This window comes from Promicromonospora sp. Marseille-Q5078 (assembly GCF_050315395.1).
Lineage (GTDB): Bacteria > Actinomycetota > Actinomycetes > Actinomycetales > Cellulomonadaceae > Isoptericola.
Genome location: NZ_JBNPQG010000001.1, coordinates 2,794,536 through 2,811,915 on the forward strand (window position 1 = coordinate 2,794,536; position 17,380 = coordinate 2,811,915).

Below are 17,380 nucleotides of genomic sequence, written 5' to 3' on the forward strand. Positions count from 1 at the left end.
AGATGGTCACCGACCCGTTCATGCAGCGGGCGCTCGTCGCGGCGCTCCTGGTGGGCCTCAGCGCGCCCGTCGTCGGCACCTACCTGGTGCAGAAGCGGCTCGCGCTGCTGGGCGACGGCATCGGCCACGTCGCGCTCACCGGCGTCGCGCTCGGCTGGCTCGTCGGCTCGGCGATGGGGCTGGTGCCGGACGACGTGCTCGCCGTGCCCGGCGCCGTGGTCGCCGCCGTCGCGGGCTCCGTGCTGATCGAGGTGGTGCGCCGCCGCGGCCGCACGTCGGGCGACCTGGCGCTCGCGATCCTGTTCTACGGCGGCATCGCGGGCGGCGTGCTGCTCATCGGTCTGGCCGGCGGCTCGTCGGGCAGCCTCATGGCGTACCTGTTCGGCTCCATCTCGTCGGTCACGCTGTCCGACGTCTGGGTCACGGTGGCCCTGTGCGGCCTGATCCTGCTCATCGGGCTCGGGCTGCGGGCCGCGCTGTTCTCCGTGAGCCACGACGAGGAGTTCGCCATCTCCTCCGGGCTGCCGGTCTGGGCGCTGAACATGGCGGTGGCCGTGCTGGCCGCGCTCACGGTGACCGTCGCGATGCGCGTCGTCGGCCTGCTGCTCGTCTCCGCCCTGATGATCGTCCCGGTGGCGATCGGTCAGCTCGTGACGCGCTCGTTCCGGCGCACGATGATCGTGGCCTCGGTGATCGGCGTGGCCGTGTGCGTCACCGGGCTGTCCATCACCTACTGGCACAACGTGTCGCCCGGCGCCCTCATCGTGGTGCTCGCGATCGCCGTCTACGCCGTCGTCGCGCTGCTGCACCCGCTGCTGGCCCGCCGCCGGCCGCCCGCCGACCCGCATCCCGACATCCCCGACGACGTCGCCGTCGCCCCCGCCGGCGTCGGCCGGGGCACGCCCGAGGAGGAGTGCACGCCGTGAACGACACGACCCACCGCACCGGCCAGGCCGAGCGCGAGGCCGAGCGCCAGGCCGATCGCGAGGCCGCGCAGCGGACCGCCCCGCGGATGACGCGGCAGCGGGCGGCCGTGGCGGACGCCCTCGGCGACACGGACGAGTTCCGCAGTGCCCAGCAGCTGCACGAGCTGCTGCGCGCCCGTGGCGACGCCGTCGGCCTCGCCACCGTGTACCGCACCCTGCAGGCACTGGCCGACGGTGGCGACGTCGACGTGCTGCGCAGCGAGGACGGCGAGAGCCTGTACCGCCGGTGCGCGCGCCGCGAGCACCACCACCACCTCGTGTGCCGCGTGTGCGGCCGCGCGGTCGAGATCGACGGCCCCACCGTCGAGTCCTGGGCGGCGTCGGTCGGCGCCACGCACGGCTTCGCCGACATCGACCACACGGTCGAGCTCTGGGGCACCTGCGCACGGTGCCGCGGCTGAGCGCCAACCGACCCGGCCGGCCCCGGGCCCGCGACCGGCGCATTAGGGCAGCCATACCTCAGTCGGGCACAATGAGCCCGTGCACCTGACCACTCCCGCGCTCACCATGGCGGCCGAGGACGCCGACGGCACCGGCGTCTTCACGATCGCCGGCGTCCCGTTCTGGGTCGTGTACGCGGCGGCGTTCGGCATCGTCCTCGTGCGCGCGCAGGCCACCTACTGGGCGGGTCGCGGGGTCGCGCGCGGCACGTCGAGCGGCCGCGTCGCCGAGGCCCTCGCGCGGCCCGGTGCCGCCGCCGTCGTCGACCGGGTCCACCGGTGGGGCCCGCCCGCGGTCACCCTGTCCTTCTTCACCGTCGGGGTGCAGACGCTCGTCAACCTCGCCGCGGGGTACCTCCGCATGCCGTTCGGCCGCTACCTGGCGGCCCTCCTCGTCGGCTGCGCCGTGTGGGCGGGCATCTGGACGACCGTCGGCACCGCCGCCGTGAACGGCGCGATCGCCCTCGGGCTGCGCAACCCCGTGACCCTCGTCGTCGTCGGACTGGCTGCTGTGGCGCTGGTCTCCTGGGTCGCCTACCGGTTGACGCACCGCACGCCCGGCTCGCGACAGGCTCGACCAGCAGAACCGGTCGCCCCCGAGGACGCTTCGTGAGCGTCGCCACCGCCGTCACCCGGGCGCCCCGTCCCGCGGCAGCCCTCGTCGCCCGGCGCACCCGGGGCCGCCTGCTCGTGGTCGTCGCCACGGTGGTGGTGCTGGCGGTCGTCGTCGTCGCGAGCCTCGCGCTCGGCGTCCGGGACATCGACGTGGCGACCGTCTGGCAGGCGCTGACCCACCCGGTCGCCGGAAACGTCGACCACGACGTGGTGCGCGACCAGCGTGTGCCGCGCACCCTCGTCGGCCTCGCCGCGGGCGCCGCCCTCGGCATCGCCGGCACCCTCGTCCAGGGCGTCACGCGCAACCCCATCGCCGACCCGGGCCTGCTCGGCCTCAACTCCGGGGCGTCCCTCGCCGTCGTCGTCGCCGTCTCGATGCTCGGCGTGGCGTCGCCGCTCGGTTTCGTCTGGTTCGCGTTCGCGGGCACCGCCGCTGCCGCCCTCCTCGTCTTCTCCATCGGCTCGGGGCAGCCGGTCAAGCTCGCGCTCGTCGGCGCCACGGTGACCGCGCTCATCACGCCGCTCATCACCCTGGTGCTGCTGCGGGACCCCGAGGCCTTCAACATGTACCGGTTCTGGGCCGTGGGCTCGCTCACCGGGCGCGGCATGGAGACCCTCGCCGTGCTGTGGCCGTTCGTCGCCGTCGGCGTGGTGCTCGCCGGCGCCCTCGCGCACCGGTTGTCCATGCTCGCGCTCGGCGACGACGTCGCCGCCGCGCTCGGCCAGCGCGTCGGCGTGACCCGCGGCCTCACGGCGGCCGCCGTCGTCCTGCTCGCCGGGACGGCGACGGCGCTCGCCGGCCCGATCGCGCTGGTCGGGCTCGCCGTGCCGCACGCCGCCCGGCGGCTCGTCGGCACGGACTACCGGTGGATCGTGCCGCTGACCGCCCTCCTCGGCCCCGTCATGCTGCTGGGCGCCGACGTCATCGGCCGGCTCGTGCTGCCGCACTCCGAGCTCGAGGCCGGCGTCGTCGCCGCGGCGATCGGTGCCCCCGTCCTCGTGGCCGTCGCCCGCGGCCGGACCGTGGCGGGGGTGTGAGATGACCGCCGACCTCGTCGCCCGCCCGGCCGCCCCCGGCACACCTGCCGATCCCGTCGTCGCCCTGCGTCACCGCCGGCGGCGCCGGCTCGCCCTCGTGGTGACCGCACTCGCCGTCCTGCTCGTGGCGTTCGCCACCCTCGCCCTCACGCTCGGCGAGGCCTCGCTCGCGCCCGGCCGCGCCCTGGCAGCCCTCTTCGGCGTGGGCTCGGACGCCGACGTGTTCGTCGTGCACCGGCTGCGGCTGCCCCGCATCGAGACGGCGGTGCTCGCCGGGGCGTCCTTCGGCCTCGCGGGCGCCATGTTCCAGACCACGCTGCGCAACCCGCTGGCCAGCCCCGACATCCTCGGCATCGCCAGCGGCGCCAGCCTCGGCGCGGTCACGGCGATGCTCGTGCTGGGCCTCACCGGGCTGGCCGTGTCCGGGGCGGCGTTCGTCGGCGCGCTCCTCGTCGCGCTGGCGATCTGGGTGTTCGCCTGGCGCCAGGGCCTGCACTCGATCCGGTTCGTCCTGGTCGGCGTCGGCTTCGCCTACCTGTGCTCGTCGCTGCTGGCGTGGCTGCTCGCGAGCGTCGAGATCCGCGCGGCGCAGTCCGCGCTCGTCTGGACGGTCGGGAGCGTCGCCGACGTGCGCGGCACGGACCTCCTGACGTTCGCCGTGGTCACCCTCGTGCTCGGCGGCGGGGTCGCCGTGGTCTCGCGGTGGCAGGGCCCGCTCGCGCTCGGGGACGACAACGCGCGCGCCCTCGGGGTGGCGGTCGACGCGGCTCGCGTCACCTCGTTGCTGCTCGCCGTCGGCCTGGTGGGAGTCGCGACGTCGTTCGTCGGCCCGCTCGCTTTCGTCGCCCTCGTCGCGCCCGCGATCGCGCGCCGGCTGCTCGACGACGGCGGCGCCGCGCTCGCCGTCTCCGTCCTGACGGGCGCCCTCCTGGTGCTCGCGGCGGACGTCGTGGGTCAGCACCTGCTGTTCGGCGTCGAGGCACCCACCGGCATCGTCACCGGCCTGATCGGGGCCCCCTACCTGCTGTGGCTCCTGGCCTCCGACCGAAGGAAGGCACTCGCATGACCGACGTGCACCGGCCCGTCGCGGCGCCCGCGCGTCCCGCCGCCGCGACCCCCACGACACCCGGGACGGCACCTGACGCGACCCTGCGCGCCCACGGCGTGAGCCTCGGGTACGACGGGCGACGCGTGATCGACGGTCTCGACCTCGAGCTCCCCGCCGGCAGCGTGACCGCGATCGTCGGTCCCAACGCCTGCGGCAAGTCGACGCTGCTGCGCGGCCTGGCGCGCCTGCACCCGCTCGAGGGCGGGCACGTCACGCTGGGCGGCGCGGACGTGGGCGCCCTGTCCCGCAAGGAGCTTGCGAAGCGGGTCGGGGTGCTCCCGCAGTCGTCGACCGCGCCCGACGGCGTCCGCGTCGCGGAGCTCGTGGGCCGGGGCCGGTACCCGCACCAGGGGTGGTTCGGCCGGCACAGCTCCTCCGACGACAGCGCGGTGCTGCGCGCCCTCGAGGCGACCGGGGTCGCGGACCTCGCCGACCGCCCCGTGGCCGAGCTCTCGGGCGGGCAGCGACAGCGCGTGTGGATCGCCATGGTGCTGGCGCAGGAGACCGACGTCGTGCTGCTCGACGAGCCCACGACGTACCTCGACCTGGCCCACCAGGTGGACCTGCTCGACCTGCTGACCGAGCTGAACCGGACCCGCGGCACCACCGTCGTCATGGTCCTGCACGAGCTCAACCTCGCCGCCCGGTACGCGGACCACCTCGTGGTGATGAGCGCCGGCCAGGTGGTGGCCGAGGGCCGCCCGGGCGACGTGCTGACCGCCGCCTCGGTGCACGCGGCGTTCGGCCTGAAGGCGCGCGTAGTGCCGGACCCGGTGTCCGGAACGCCACTGGTCGTCCCCCTCGGGCGGACGCACAACGACAGCGCGACATAGGTTAGGCTCGCCTCACCTACCAACCGCTCGCGCCGTCGGCGCGCGCACCACCGAGGAGAACCAGTGCGTCTTCGCCGCCCTCTCGCCGCTGCCGCCGCCCTCGCGGCGACCGCCGCCCTGACCCTCGCCGGCTGCGGCTCCGGCGGCACCCCGGAGAGCGACGGCTCCCCCGCACCGAGCGGGCAGGCCTCCGCGGCCACGGACGAGTTCCCGATCACGATCGAGCACGCGCTCGGCGAGACGGTGATCGAGAAGGCGCCCGAGCGCGTCGCCACCTGGGGCTGGGGGTCGACCGAGGCGTCCATCGCGGCGGGCGTCTACCCCGTCGCGGTCGCCGAGCAGATCTACACCGTCGGCGAGGACGCGCTGCTGCCGTGGGTCGAGGAGGCCTACGACGAGGCCGGCGTGGACAAGCCCGCCATCCTGTCCGACCCCGAGGGCGGCAGCACCGTGCCGTACGAGGAGTTCGTCGAGGCCGCGCCCGACCTCATCGTGGCGCCGTACTCCGGCCTCACCCAGGAGCAGTACGACGTGCTCAGCGACATCGCCCCCGTCGTCGCCTACCCTGACGCCCCCTGGACCACGACGTGGCAGGACACGATCACGCTCACGGCCCAGGCCCTCGGGCGCTCCGCCGCCGGCGAGCAGGTGCTCGACGACATCGACGACTTCGTCGCGAAGGAGGCCGCCGAGCACCCCGAGTTCGCCGGCAAGACGTTCGCGGCCATCTACGACGACCCGACGAAGGGCATCGTGTCCGTGTACACGTCGAACGACCCGCGGACCGTGTTCCTCGAGGGCCTGGGCGTCAAGAACGCGCCGTCCGTCGCGGAGCTCGACACGTCGAACGGCAGCTTCTACTACGACCTGTCCTACGAAGAGCTGGACAAGCTCGACTCGGACTTCGTCATCTCCTACTCGGCCAGCAAGGAGGCCGCGCAGGCCTTCGACGACAACAAGGACCTCCAGGCGATCCCCGCGGTCAAGGCCGGCAAGGTCGTGAAGGTCGTCGGCACGCCGGAGGTCTCCGCCGTGTCCCCGCCCACCGCGCTCTCGGTCTACTGGGAGAACGGGCTGCCCGCCCTCGTCGACTCCATGGCCGAGACCCTCGGCGACTGATCCCCGCCGGGCTCAGTCCGCGCCGGGGACGTCGACCGCGCCGCCGTAGCGCCGGTCGCGGCGGGCGAACTCCTCGACCGCGCGCCACAGGTGGCGCCGGTCGACGTCCGGCCACGGCTCGGGCAGGAACACCATCTCCGCGTAGGCGGCCTGCCAGATCATGAAGTTCGACGTGCGCTGCTCGCCCGACGACCGCAGGAACAGGTCGACGTCCGGCAGGTCCGGCTCGTCGAGGTAGCGCTGCACCGTCTTCTCGGTGACCCGCGCCGGGTTGAGCTTCCCCGCGGCGGCGTCGCGCGCGATGGCGGCGGCCGCGTCGGCGATCTCCGCACGCCCGCCGTAGTTGACGCACATCGTCAGGGTGCAGCGGTCGTTGTCGCGCGTCATCTCCTCGGCGACCTGCAGCTCCTTGATCACCGAGCCCCACAGCCGCGGCTTGCGGCCGGCCCAGCGGATGCGCACGCCCCAGGACGACATCTCGTCGCGGCGGCGGCGGATGACGTCGCGGTTGAAGTTCATGAGGAACTTCACCTCGTCCGGCGACCGCTTCCAGTTCTCCGTGCTGAACGCGTACGCGGAGACGTGCTTGACCCCGATCTGCACGGCGCCGGCGACGACGTCGAGCAGGGACTTCTCGCCCTGCTTGTGCCCCTCGACCCGCGGCAGGCCCCGGGCGTTGGCCCACCGGCCGTTCCCGTCCATGACGATCGCGACATGGTTCGGCACGAACTGCGGCGGGATCGACGGGGGCGTGGCCCCCGAGGGGTGCGGGTACGGCTCGGCGTACCGGGGCTGCCGGGGATCGGCGGTGCGGGGCATCAGACCTCTTTCTCGATCATGCGCGCTCGATCATGCGCAACGAGCGCAGCGTGCGTTCCAGGTAGTACTGCGAGTAGGCCGCGACCAGCCCGGACGCCTCGGTGCGGTGACGCTGGTCGGAGGCGTCCGCCGTCTCCCAGTCCCCGCCCAGCAGCGCCCCGAGCAGGATGAACGTCTCCGGCGCCGGCGCGGTGGAGCCCGGCGGGCGGCAGCGGGAGCACACCGCCCCGCCCTGCCCCACCGAGAAGGCGTGGTGCGGGCCCGGCTCGCCGCAGCGGGCGCACTCGGAGAAGGACGGCGCCCAGCCGGCGACGGCGAGGCCACGCAGCAGGTAGGAGTCGAGCACCAGGCCCGGCGCGTGCGTGCGCTCCGACAGGGCGCGCAGCGCCCCGGCGAGCAGCCAGTACTGCTGCACCGCGGGCTCGTGCTCGGCGGCGACCAGGCGGTCGGCGGCCTCGAGCATCGCGGCGCCCGAGGTGTACAGGCCGTAGTCCTCGCAGATGGCGCGGGCGTACGGTCCGATCGTCTCGACCTGCGTCACCGTGTCGAGGTTGCGGCCCGTGTGCAGCTGCAGGTCCACCACCATGAACGGTTCCAGCCGCGCGCCGAAGCGGGACGACGTGCGGCGCACGCCCCGCCCCACCGCGCGCACCTTGCCGTGCTCGCGGGTGAGGAACGTGACGATCCGGTCGGCCTCGCCCAGCTTGTGGGTGCGCAGCACGATCGCGTCGTCTCGGTACAGGGGCACGTCGTCATTGTCTCAGCACCCACCCACGGGAACGGTCAGAGCCACGTCGCGCCGGGGCGCGACGTGGCTCTGACAGGTGCCTGGGGGCGGGTCAGCCGCGGGCGGCCCGGTTCACGGCCGAGACGATCGCCTTGAGGGACGACGTGGTGATGGACGGGTCGATCCCGACGCCCCACAGCACGTCGTCGCCGACCTGGCACTCCACGTAGGCGGCCGCGGTGGCGTCGCCGCCCTCCGACAGCGCGTGCTCCGCGTAGTCCAGCACGCGCACGTCGACGCCCACCTTCGAGATCGCGTCGACGAACGCCGCGAGCGGGCCGTTCCCGGTGCCCTCGAGCGTCACGGCCTCGCCGTGGTCCACGACGTCGACGGACAGGGTGGTCGCGCCGCCCTCGGACGCGGTGGTCCGCGTCTCGCGCAGCCGCAGGCGGCCCCAGGGCTCGAGGCCGCGCGTGTCGTGCTCCTCGACCGGCAGGTACTCGTCGCTGAACATCCGCCAGATGTCCGCGCCCGTGACCTCGCTGCCCTCGGTGTCGGTGTAGTGCTGCACGACGCCCGAGAACTCGATCTGCAGGCGACGGGGCAGGTCCAGCGAGTGCTCGGTGGACAGCAGGTACGCGATGCCGCCCTTGCCCGACTGCGAGTTGACCCGGATCACGGCCTCGTACGACCGGCCCACGTCCTTCGGGTCGATCGGCAGGTACGGCACGCCCCAGGTGAGCGTGTCCACGGCCCGGCCCTCGTCCTCGGCGCGGGCCGCCATGTGGTCGAAGCCCTTCTTGATGGCGTCCTGGTGCGAGCCGGAGAACGCCGTGAAGACCAGGTCGCCGACGTACGGGTGCCGCTCGTGCACCGGGATCTGGTTGCAGTGCTCCACGGTGCGGCGGATGCCGTCGATGTCGGAGAAGTCGATCTGCGGGTCGATGCCCTGGCCGAACAGGTTCATGCCCAGCGTCACCAGGTCGACGTTGCCGGTGCGCTCGCCGTTGCCGAACAGGCAGCCCTCGATGCGGTCCGCGCCGGCCTGGTAGCCCAGCTCCGCGGCCGCCACGGCGGTGCCGCGGTCGTTGTGCGGGTGCAGCGACAGGACGACGTGCTCGCGGAACGCCAGGTTCCGGTTCATCCACTCGATGGAGTCGGCGTAGACGTTCGGCGTGGCCATCTCGACCGTCGCCGGCAGGTTGACGATCACCGGACGCTCGGCGGTGGGCTCCAGCACCGCCAGCACCTCGTTGCAGATGCGGGCGGCGAACTCGAGCTCCGTGCCCGTGTACGACTCCGGGGAGTACTCGTAGTAGACCGTCGTCTCGGGGACCGTCTCCTCGAGCTTGCGGCACAGCCGCGCGCCCTGCAGGGCGATGTCGACGATGCCGTCCATGTCGCTGCGGAACACGACCTCGCGCTGCAGGATCGACGTCGAGTTGTAGATGTGCACGATCGCCTGCTTGGCGCCGCGGATCGCGTCGTAGGTCCGCTCGATCAGGTGGTCGCGGCACTGGGTGAGCACCTGGATGACGACGTCGTCCGGGATGCGGCCGGTGTCGATGAGCTGCCGGACGAAGTCGAAGTCCGTCTGCGACGCCGACGGGAAGCCGACCTCGATCTCCTTGTAGCCCATCTGCACGAGCAGGTCGAACATGCGCAGCTTGCGCTCCGCGTCCATCGGCTCGATGAGGGCCTGGTTGCCGTCCCGCAGGTCGACGGCGCACCAGCGCGGCGCCTTCGTGATCCGCTGGTCGGGCCACGTGCGGTCCGGCAGCTCCACGCGGATCTGCTCGTGGAAGGGGACGTAGCGGGTGTACGGCATCCCGGAGGGGCGCTGCGGGTTGGCGCCGGCGATGCCCTGGGGGTGGGAGTTCTGCATTGGTGTCGCGTCCTTCGGTGGGGGCTCGGTGACCGTCGTCCCGGGTGGGTCGGACGATCGTGACCAGTCGGCCGGCGCGCCAAAGCCTCCGCGACGGGGGGTCCGGCCTAGAGGGCCCCGCCGCGGCACCGAAGGAGGAGGCTCACCGTGCGATGCACGCTGTCACCGTACACCTTCGCCCGGACGGGTCGAGGACCGTCCGGTATCCGGCCCGGGCACCCGTCGGGTCACCGCCGGGACCGCAGCGCGGCGTCGACGGCGGGGTCCCCGAGGGCCCCCAGCCAGTCGAGGAGGGCCGGGTACGTCGACGGGTTGGCGGCGACGTACGAGCGCAGGTGCGGCGCCTCCGCGGCGATGCGCGCCAGGTCGGCGAGCGGCGTCGACGGGTCCATCGCCTGCGCGGCGCCCCACCCCGGCGCCTGGGCGGGAGGCGCGGCCTGCACCGGCGGCAGCACCTGCGTGGAGTCGGGCGACCCGTACCCGCGCACGGGCTCCATCTGCTGCGTGGCGTCCATCGGTCGGCCGGCCGCCCCGGAGACGGCGACCGTCGGGGCGGACCTGGGGGGGACCGACGACGCGGGGACCGACGACGTGCGGCTCGAGGACGCGGGGGCGGCGACCGTCCACGCCTCCGCCGGCTCGCGCGACGCGACCGAGGCGGTCTCGCCGGTCGGCGTCCCGTGGGCCGGCGTCCCGTGGGTCGGCGTCCCGTGGGTCGGCGTCCCGTGGGTCGGAGTGCCGTGGGTCGGAATGCCGTTGGTCGGCGCAGCGTCGGTCGTGGCGTCGTCGTCCATGGCGGGCTCCGGCTCCGGCGTCTCGGGCGGCGCCGAGGCGACGAGCTCGCGGACCGACGACGGGACCAGCAGGACGGCCAGGACGATCGCCGGCAGCCCGAAGGCCACCAGCAGCTCCTCGACGTTGGACTGGGTGCCCAGCCCCGCGCGGGCGACGACGATGACCAGGCCGAGGACCACGAGCACGCACGAGGCGCCGACGGCGGTGACGTGCCCCGTCCGGGGGTCGCTGGCCAGGGCGCGGCGCGCGGCGAACGCGACCGCGACCATGAGCACGCCGACGATCAGGCGCAGCACCAGGGGCACCGCGACGCCGTCGCTGATGATCCGCACCAGGGCCACGAGCGCGATGAACCCCGCGACCAGCGCCACCAGGCCCAGCGACCGCACGGCGACGGCGACCCAGCGCTCGGCCCGCACGTCGTCGGGGTCCGCGGCGGTGGCGGCGGCGTCGTCGACGATGCGACGCGCGGTGACGGCGGCGACCACCGGAAGCAGGAGCAGCCCCAGGCGCTGGCCGTGCACGCTCTCGAACCAGGGCCGCTCCGAGCCGCCGGCGAACAGCACGAGCTCGAGGGCCACGGCGCCGCCGAGCGCGATCAGCACGTACCCGGCGGACAGGTCGCCGGAGCGCAGGTAGGTGCCCACCGTGAACCACAGGACCCCGAGCACCACGAGCGCGTTGATCGCCGCGGTGACGGTCGTGGGCCACGGGGCGCCCTGCACGAGCGCGGCGACCGGGGTGGCGAGCGTCCCGAGCGCCACCACGCCGGCGACCACGGCGGGCGTGTGCGCCCAGCGCGGCGCCGCGGCGAGGGCCGCCCCGGCGAGGCCGACCGCAAGGCCCGCGCCCACCCCGCCCGAGGCGTCGGCGGGCGCCGTCGCGTCGAGCGCCAGGTACACCAGGGCGACGATCGCGTACGGGAGACAGGCGAGCGCCACGGTGCGGCGGGACGTCAGGAGGTCCCAGGACGACGGGCCAACACCGCCGCGGCGCAGGTACGGCGCGGCGACGGCGAGGAGCGCGAGGACCGTCACGAGCACGACCTCGAGCCGGTCGCTGCCACGGTGCGCGTGGTCCCACGGCAGCGGGAGCGCGACGAGGAGCGCGAACGACGCCACGACGTCGCGCACGAGCTCACGGACCGTCACCCCGCCGAACGGCGAGCGCTCCTGCTGGGGGGCGTCGAGGGTGTCGGGATCGGTCATGCGTACGTCTCCATGGCTGGTGCTCCGGGTGCGGCGGGGCGGACGTGCCCGCGCCATCTCCTCCGACTCGTTTGTACCTGACGCGGGGCCCTGGCGTCGTGTCCCGCGCGGGCGGGTTGGTCACACCACCCCCGCGGCCCGCCGCGGCGGGCCCGGCGGGCCGGTCAGATCCCGAGCTGGTACACGCCCCAGTACGCCAGCGTGCACAGCAGCGCGACCGACCCGGCGAGCGTGCACCAGAACGTCAGCACGGCGGGCCAGCCGCGCGCCACAGCGACGTCCGCGCCCGCCCGGCGCTCCGTCCGGGCGTCGGCCACCCGCCGGATCACGAGCGCCGCCGCGACCGCCGTGGCGACGCCGAGCAGGCGCACGCCGATCCAGCCGCCCTGCACGACGAGGTCGTCACGCATGTAGTCGAGCGCGAGGCGCGCGACCGCGAGGAGGTACACCACGAGCGCGACCATCGTCGCGACGGAACCGAGAGCGAGGCCCAGCAGGGACGAGCGCAGGCCGCGCGCGAGGCGGGGGGCGTCCCCGGAGTGCCGCCGGAGCAGGACGCGGCGGACCAGGGCGTGCACGCCCCAGACCAGCGGGCCGAGGACGAGCAGCCCCGCGCCCGCGATCACCGCACCCACGACGATGTCCCCGTTGCCCCACCAGCGCGGCTGCGGCACGGCAGACGCGACGTAGAGCTGGTTCGGGGTGTCGCCGGCGATCCGCGGCGCGGCGTCCGCGGTGCCCGGCATGCCCTGGATCCACGTGGCGACGTCGCGCCCGAAGTCGGGGTGCAGGTGCATCCCGCCGTCCACGGGCACGTGGATGCCGTGGTTCGCCCCGGCGTAGTAGCGCACGGTGACCGGGGCGTCGTCGCCGCTCACCGCGGTGTCCGCGATGATCTGGCGGGCGCCCTGCTCGATGGGCATGGAGGGGTCCGCGGTGCCGTACACCACCAGCACCGGCGCCGTCTGCTGCTCGAGCCACGGCCGCACGTCGAAGTCGGCGTACTCGAACCCGCCGCCCGGCAGCTGCATGCCGACGGCCCGCGGGATGGCGCGGAACACCTGCTCCGGCACGCCCGTGTTGCGCAGGTAGCTGTCGACGGCGAAGGCGGCCTGCTGGCGCGGCGCGACCACCGGGGCCGACACCAGGACCGTGAACGCGATCGACGGGTCCTGGGCCTGCATCACCGGCACGATCCACGTGCCCTCGGACTCGCCGTAGACGCCCACCTGCGCGGCGTCCACGCCGTCGACCGTGCGCAGCAGGTCCACCGACCGCTGGTAGTCCGCGGCCATCGCGACGTAGTCCCGGTCCCGGGTGGTGTAGGTGTCCAGCCGCTTGTCGGGCACCAGCGTGACGATCCCCGCGCTGGCCAGCGCGGTGGCCGACTCGGTGAAGGCCTCGCTGGCCTTGCCCGTGCCGGCGCCGTGCACGTACACGACGCCGGGCCGGTCGGGCAGCACGCCGCCGTCGGCACCCAACGGCTGGCGCAGGAGGCCGCCCACGACCGCGCCGTCGAGCGGGATCGTCACCGCGGTCTCCCGGACCTCGAACTCGCCCACCTCGCCGATCTCGGCGTCCGGGGCGACGCCGCCGATCGCGGTGTCCGCGGTCGCCGGGACGAGGTGGTCGGTCACGGGCACCGGGTCCCACTGGGGGCCGGCCACCGCACCCGTCAGTGCCAGCCCCACCAGGATCGCCGCCGTCGTCGCAATAGTCCGGAACACCACGCAGCGATGCTACTCGGCGGCGGCATCGCGAACGGCCCGGAAATCCCCCGCGGCCTCGGAGGACGTCCCCCGCGGCGGGCAGGGTGCCCGCCGCGGGCGGCCGTCAGAACCCGAGCCGCTGGAGCTGCTTGGGGTCGCGCTGCCAGTCCTTCGCCACCTTGACGTGCAGGTCGAGGTACACGCGGGTGCCGAGCAGCTTCTCGATCCCCTGCCGGGCGTTGGTGCCGACCTCGCGCAGCCGGGACCCGCCCTTGCCGATGACGATGGCCTTCTGGCTCTCGCGCTCCACGAACAGGTTGACGCGCACGTCGAGCAGCGGGGGCTTCCCCGTCGCGGGGTCGCCGCTGCCCTCGCGCTCGAGGATCTCCTCGACCACCACGGCCAGGGAGTGCGGCAGCTCGTCGCGCACGCCCTCCAGCGCTGCCTCGCGCACCAGCTCGGCGACCATGACCTGCTCGGGCTCGTCCGTCAGCTCGCCGCCCGGGTAGAGGTCGGGCCCCTCGGGCAGGTGCGCGGCCAGCACGTCGGTCAGCTCGTCGACCTGGTAGCCGTCGCGCGCCGAGACGGGCACGATGGCCGACCAGTCGCGGTCGAGCGACCGGGCGAGCTCGTCGACGGCGAGCAGGTGCTCGGCGAGCCGTCCGCGGTCCACCAGGTCCGACTTGGTCACCACCGCGACCACCGGCACCGCGCGCCGGCCCTCCATCAGCGGGGCGAGCTTGCCGGCGATGTACTTGTCGCCCGGTCCGATCTTCTGGTCGGCGGGCAGGCAGAACGCGATGACGTCCACCTCGCCGAGCGTGTCCTGCACCAGCGCGTTGAGGCGCTCCCCCAGCAGCGTGCGGGGCCGGTGCAGGCCCGGGGTGTCGACCAGCACGAGCTGGGCGTCCTCCCGGTGCACGATGCCACGGATGGTGTGGCGCGTGGTCTGCGGCCGCGCGGACATGATCGCGACCTTCTCCCCCACGAGCGCGTTGGTGAGGGTCGACTTGCCGACGTTCGGGCGGCCCACGAGGCAGGCGAAGCCGGAACGGTGCGGGGCGCCCGCGTCGGCGGGGCGGGAGAGGTCGGTGGTCATGCGTGCGCTTCCTTCTGGTCTGGCGGTGCGACCCGGTCGCCCGCTGCTGTGTCGTCGTCCGTCGGTGCCGCGCGCTGCACGCGCAGCGTCGCGAGCTGCTTGCGGCGACCCTCCACGCGGTCGGCCACGAGGTGCAGGCCGCCGACGTCGGCGGTGGCGCCCGTGAGCGGCACCTTGCCGAGCGCCTTGGCGAGGAGGCCGCCGGCCGTGTCCACGTCGTCGTCGTCGAGCCGCAGGTCGAAGAGCTCGCCGAGCTCGTCGACCGGCATCCGCGCGGAGACGAGGAACGTGCCGCCCCCCAGGTCCTCCGGCTCGACTGCGGGGGCGGTGTCGTGCTCGTCGGTCAGCTCGCCGACGAGCTCCTCGATGACGTCCTCGACGGTCACGAGACCGGCGATGCCGCCGTACTCGTCGACGACGACGGCGATGTGGGACCGGGAGGCCTGCATCTCGCGCAGCAGCTCGTCCGCAGGCTTGGACTCCGGCACGAACACGGCGTCGCGCGCGACGTCGACCACGGTGCGGTCCGCGGCACCGGGCTCGTTCTCGAGCACGCGGGCGACGTCCTTGAGGTAGGCCACGCCCACGAGGTCGTCCACCTCCTCCCCGACGACGGGCACGCGGGAGTAGCCGGAGCGCAGGAAGAGCCGCATCGCCTTGCGCAGGGGCGTCGTCGCGGCGACGGTCACCATGTCCGTGCGCGGCACCATGACCTCGCGCGTGAGCGTGCCGCCCAGCTCGACGACCGAGCGGATCAGCTCCCGCTCGGCGTCCTCGATCGCCTCGTTGTCGCGCACCCGCTCGGCGACCTCGCGCAGCGCGTCCTCGCCGGGGTCGTGCTCGCCGTCGCGCTCCGTGCCCCGCGGCGCGCCGCGGTCCGTCGTGCGGTCGGTGAGCCAGGCCGCGCCCCGGTGCACCGCCGACAGCGGCCCGACCAGCGCGACGAGCACCGGCAGCGGCCGGCGCAGGCCCAGCGCGCGGGGGCTGAGGCGCACGAAGACGACGCCCGCGACCAGGCCCACGACCGCGGCGGCGAGCAGCACCTGCCACCACGCGTCGAACCAGTCGGCGATCATCAGCGTCGCCGCCGCGAGCGCCACGGTCTCGGCGAAGACCCGCACGAGGGCGAACGCCGCGACCGCGGCGGTCGGGTCGACGACCAGGCCCTGCACGGCGCGCAGCCGGGCGAGGCGCGTGCGGCGCGCCGTCGACGTGAGGTCCTCGGCCGTCTCGGCCTCGATCACGGCGTCGGAGACCGCCGTCCGGGTGATGCGCAGCACCGCCGCCTCGCCGGCGGAGAGCATCCCCGCCAGGGCGAGCGCGACCACCGCCACCAGGGCGAGCAGCAGCTCGGGTCCGTCCACTCAGATCACCGTCGCCTCACCGGCCGGCGAGGAACGTGAGCAGGAGGCGGCGCTGCAGCGCGAACATCTCCTTCTCCTCGTCCGGCTCGGCGTGGTCGTAGCCGAGCAGGTGCAGGATGCCGTGCGTCGTGAGGAGCAGCAGCTCCTCGGCGGTGGAGTGCCCCGCGACCGTCGCCTGCTGGGCGGCCACCTCGGGGCACAGCACGACGTCGCCGAGCGTGCCGGGCGGCGTCTCCTCCCCCTCCCGGCCGGGCCGCAGCTCGTCCATCGGGAAGGAGAGCACGTCCGTGGGGCCGGGCTCGTCCATCCACTGCACGTGCAGCTCGGTCATCACGGTGGTGTCGACGAACATGATCGACAGCTCGCTGCGCGGGTGCACGTGCAGGGTGTCCAGCACGAACCGTCCCAGCGCCGCGAACTCGGCCTCGTCCACCTCGACGCCGGACTCGTTGGCCACCTCGATGCTCACCTGCGTGCTCCTCTGTCGTGGCCGGGCTCTCGCCCGCCCCGGCCGGTCCGGCGCTGCGTGCCGCCCTCGCCCCGCGACGTCGCGACGTCCCAGCGGGCGTACGCGTCGATGATCTCGCCCACCAGCCTGTGCCGGACGACGTCCGCCGAGGTCAGGCGGCAGAACTCGACGTCGTCCACGCCCGTGAGGATGTCCTCGACCACCCGCAGGCCCGACGTCGTGCCGCCGGGCAGGTCCACCTGCGTGGCGTCACCCGTGATGACCATCGTGGAGCCGAAGCCCAGGCGAGTGAGGAACATCTTCATCTGCTCGGCGGAGGTGTTCTGCGCCTCGTCAAGAATGATAAAAGAATCGTTGAGGTTTCTGCCGCGCATGTAGGCCAGGGGCGCGACCTCGATCGTCCCCGCGTCGATGAGCCGCGGGATGGCGTCGGGGTCCATCATGTCGTGCAGCGCGTCGTACAGCGGGCGCAGGTACGGGTCGATCTTGTCGCTCAGCGACCCGGGCAGGAAGCCGAGCTTCTCCCCCGCCTCGACCGCCGGGCGGGTCAGCACGATCCGGTTCACGCGCTTGGCCTGCAGCGCCTGCACGGCCTTGGCCATCGCCAGGTACGTCTTGCCGGTGCCCGCGGGGCCGATCCCGAAGGTGATCGTGTTGGCGTCGATCGCCTCCACGTAGTGCTTCTGCCCCACCGTCTTGGGCCGGATGGTGCGCCCCCGGCTCGACAGGATGTTGAACGTGAGCACCTCGGCCGGGCTCTGCGCCGAAGCCGCGGTGAGCATCTGGACCGAGCGGGCCACCACCTCGGGGGTGAGCTGCGTCCCGGACTCGACCACCTCGACCAGCTCGTCGAGCAGGCGGGAGACCAGGGCGACGTCGCCGGCGGGGCCGCTCACGACGATCTCGTTGCCGCGCGCGTGCACGTCGACCCCGGGGAAGCCGTCCTCGACGGCCCGCAGCACGGAGTCCCTGCTGCCGAGCAGCGCGACCATCGGCACGTGCGGCGGCACCACGATGCGGTGCTCGGTGGACCGTTCGGCGTGCGCGGCGGCGGTGCCGTGTGCGGTGCTGGGTGTCGATGTCATGGGCCGGCTGCGCCGGGGCCCTCCTTCGCGAGACGAGATCGTGGCGTCACGAGTCTATCGAGCGGACGCCTCCCCCGGCAC

The 17,380-nt window shown here is 74.0% G+C and carries 16 protein-coding genes; 7 read left to right on the top strand and 9 right to left on the bottom strand.

Translation table 11 applies throughout. The features are described 5' to 3' along the window. The first annotated feature begins 2 nt into the window (after positions 1-2). The 7 genes from ACQFYA_RS13075 (at position 3) to ACQFYA_RS13105 (ending at position 6,139) form a co-directional block, all read left to right on the top strand. On the top strand, positions 3-926 hold the full coding sequence (locus tag ACQFYA_RS13075) for a metal ABC transporter permease (RefSeq protein WP_499127531.1): 924 nt from the start codon (positions 3-5) through the stop codon (positions 924-926). A gap of 86 nt (positions 927-1,012) precedes the next feature. Next, positions 1,013-1,387 carry a Fur family transcriptional regulator gene (locus tag ACQFYA_RS13080; protein ID WP_499127532.1) on the top strand — a complete coding sequence of 125 codons (375 nt, stop codon included), beginning with the start codon at positions 1,013-1,015 and terminating at the stop codon, positions 1,385-1,387. A gap of 79 nt (positions 1,388-1,466) precedes the next feature. Then, entirely contained in the window at positions 1,467-2,039 is a 573-nt protein-coding gene (locus ACQFYA_RS13085) for a DedA family protein (RefSeq protein WP_499124818.1), read from the top strand. After that, the gene (locus tag ACQFYA_RS13090; protein WP_499124821.1) at positions 2,036-3,079 is read left to right on the top strand and encodes a FecCD family ABC transporter permease; all 1,044 of its coding nucleotides are present in this window, start codon (positions 2,036-2,038) and stop codon (positions 3,077-3,079) included. The genes ACQFYA_RS13085 and ACQFYA_RS13090 overlap by 4 nt, the downstream gene beginning before the upstream one ends. A gap of 1 nt (position 3,080) precedes the next feature. Next, complete coding sequence (locus tag ACQFYA_RS13095; RefSeq protein WP_499124824.1) at positions 3,081-4,145, top strand: FecCD family ABC transporter permease; 1,065 nt, start codon at positions 3,081-3,083, stop codon at positions 4,143-4,145. Then, positions 4,142-5,020 (top strand): ABC transporter ATP-binding protein, encoded by an 879-nt coding sequence (locus ACQFYA_RS13100; protein WP_499124826.1) that lies wholly within the window; start codon positions 4,142-4,144, stop codon positions 5,018-5,020. Before ACQFYA_RS13095 ends, ACQFYA_RS13100 begins: the two co-directional genes overlap by 4 nt. Before the next feature lie 63 nt (positions 5,021-5,083). Beyond that, positions 5,084-6,139: an iron-siderophore ABC transporter substrate-binding protein gene (locus ACQFYA_RS13105; RefSeq protein ID WP_499124828.1), complete on the top strand. Its 1,056-nt coding sequence runs from the start codon at positions 5,084-5,086 to the stop codon at positions 6,137-6,139. A gap of 12 nt (positions 6,140-6,151) precedes the next feature. Here the strand turns inward: ACQFYA_RS13105 and ACQFYA_RS13110 are convergent, their stop codons facing one another. From ACQFYA_RS13110 to ACQFYA_RS13150, 9 genes are all read right to left on the bottom strand, one after another. Continuing rightward, positions 6,152-6,958 (bottom strand): isoprenyl transferase, encoded by an 807-nt coding sequence (locus ACQFYA_RS13110; RefSeq protein ID WP_499124830.1) that lies wholly within the window; start codon positions 6,956-6,958, stop codon positions 6,152-6,154. A 16-nt stretch (positions 6,959-6,974) separates the two neighbouring features. Beyond that, complete coding sequence (recO, locus tag ACQFYA_RS13115; protein ID WP_499124832.1) at positions 6,975-7,706, bottom strand: DNA repair protein RecO; 732 nt, start codon at positions 7,704-7,706, stop codon at positions 6,975-6,977. Between the two features lie 91 nt (positions 7,707-7,797). Further along, positions 7,798-9,570 (bottom strand): 2-isopropylmalate synthase, encoded by a 1,773-nt coding sequence (gene leuA, locus ACQFYA_RS13120; RefSeq protein WP_499124835.1) that lies wholly within the window; start codon positions 9,568-9,570, stop codon positions 7,798-7,800. Positions 9,571-9,797: 227 nt separating this feature from the next. Beyond that, the gene (locus tag ACQFYA_RS13125; protein WP_499124838.1) at positions 9,798-11,573 is read right to left on the bottom strand and encodes a DUF7937 domain-containing protein; all 1,776 of its coding nucleotides are present in this window, start codon (positions 11,571-11,573) and stop codon (positions 9,798-9,800) included. Positions 11,574-11,737: 164 nt separating this feature from the next. Then, entirely contained in the window at positions 11,738-13,303 is a 1,566-nt protein-coding gene (locus tag ACQFYA_RS13130; RefSeq protein WP_499124841.1) for an alpha/beta hydrolase family protein, read from the bottom strand. 103 nt (positions 13,304-13,406) lie between these two features. After that, positions 13,407-14,381, bottom strand: coding sequence for a GTPase Era (gene era, locus ACQFYA_RS13135; protein ID WP_499124844.1), 975 nt, complete (start codon positions 14,379-14,381; stop codon positions 13,407-13,409). Continuing rightward, on the bottom strand, positions 14,378-15,745 hold the full coding sequence (locus ACQFYA_RS13140; protein WP_499124847.1) for a hemolysin family protein: 1,368 nt from the start codon (positions 15,743-15,745) through the stop codon (positions 14,378-14,380). The genes era and ACQFYA_RS13140 overlap by 4 nt, the downstream gene beginning before the upstream one ends. A gap of 16 nt (positions 15,746-15,761) precedes the next feature. Next, positions 15,762-16,214 (bottom strand): rRNA maturation RNase YbeY, encoded by a 453-nt coding sequence (ybeY, locus tag ACQFYA_RS13145; RefSeq protein WP_499124849.1) that lies wholly within the window; start codon positions 16,212-16,214, stop codon positions 15,762-15,764. Continuing rightward, a complete protein-coding gene (locus tag ACQFYA_RS13150; protein WP_499124851.1) occupies positions 16,211-17,299 on the bottom strand; it encodes a PhoH family protein in 1,089 nt (362 codons plus the stop codon). The genes ybeY and ACQFYA_RS13150 overlap by 4 nt, the downstream gene beginning before the upstream one ends. Positions 17,300-17,380 lie beyond the last annotated feature (81 nt).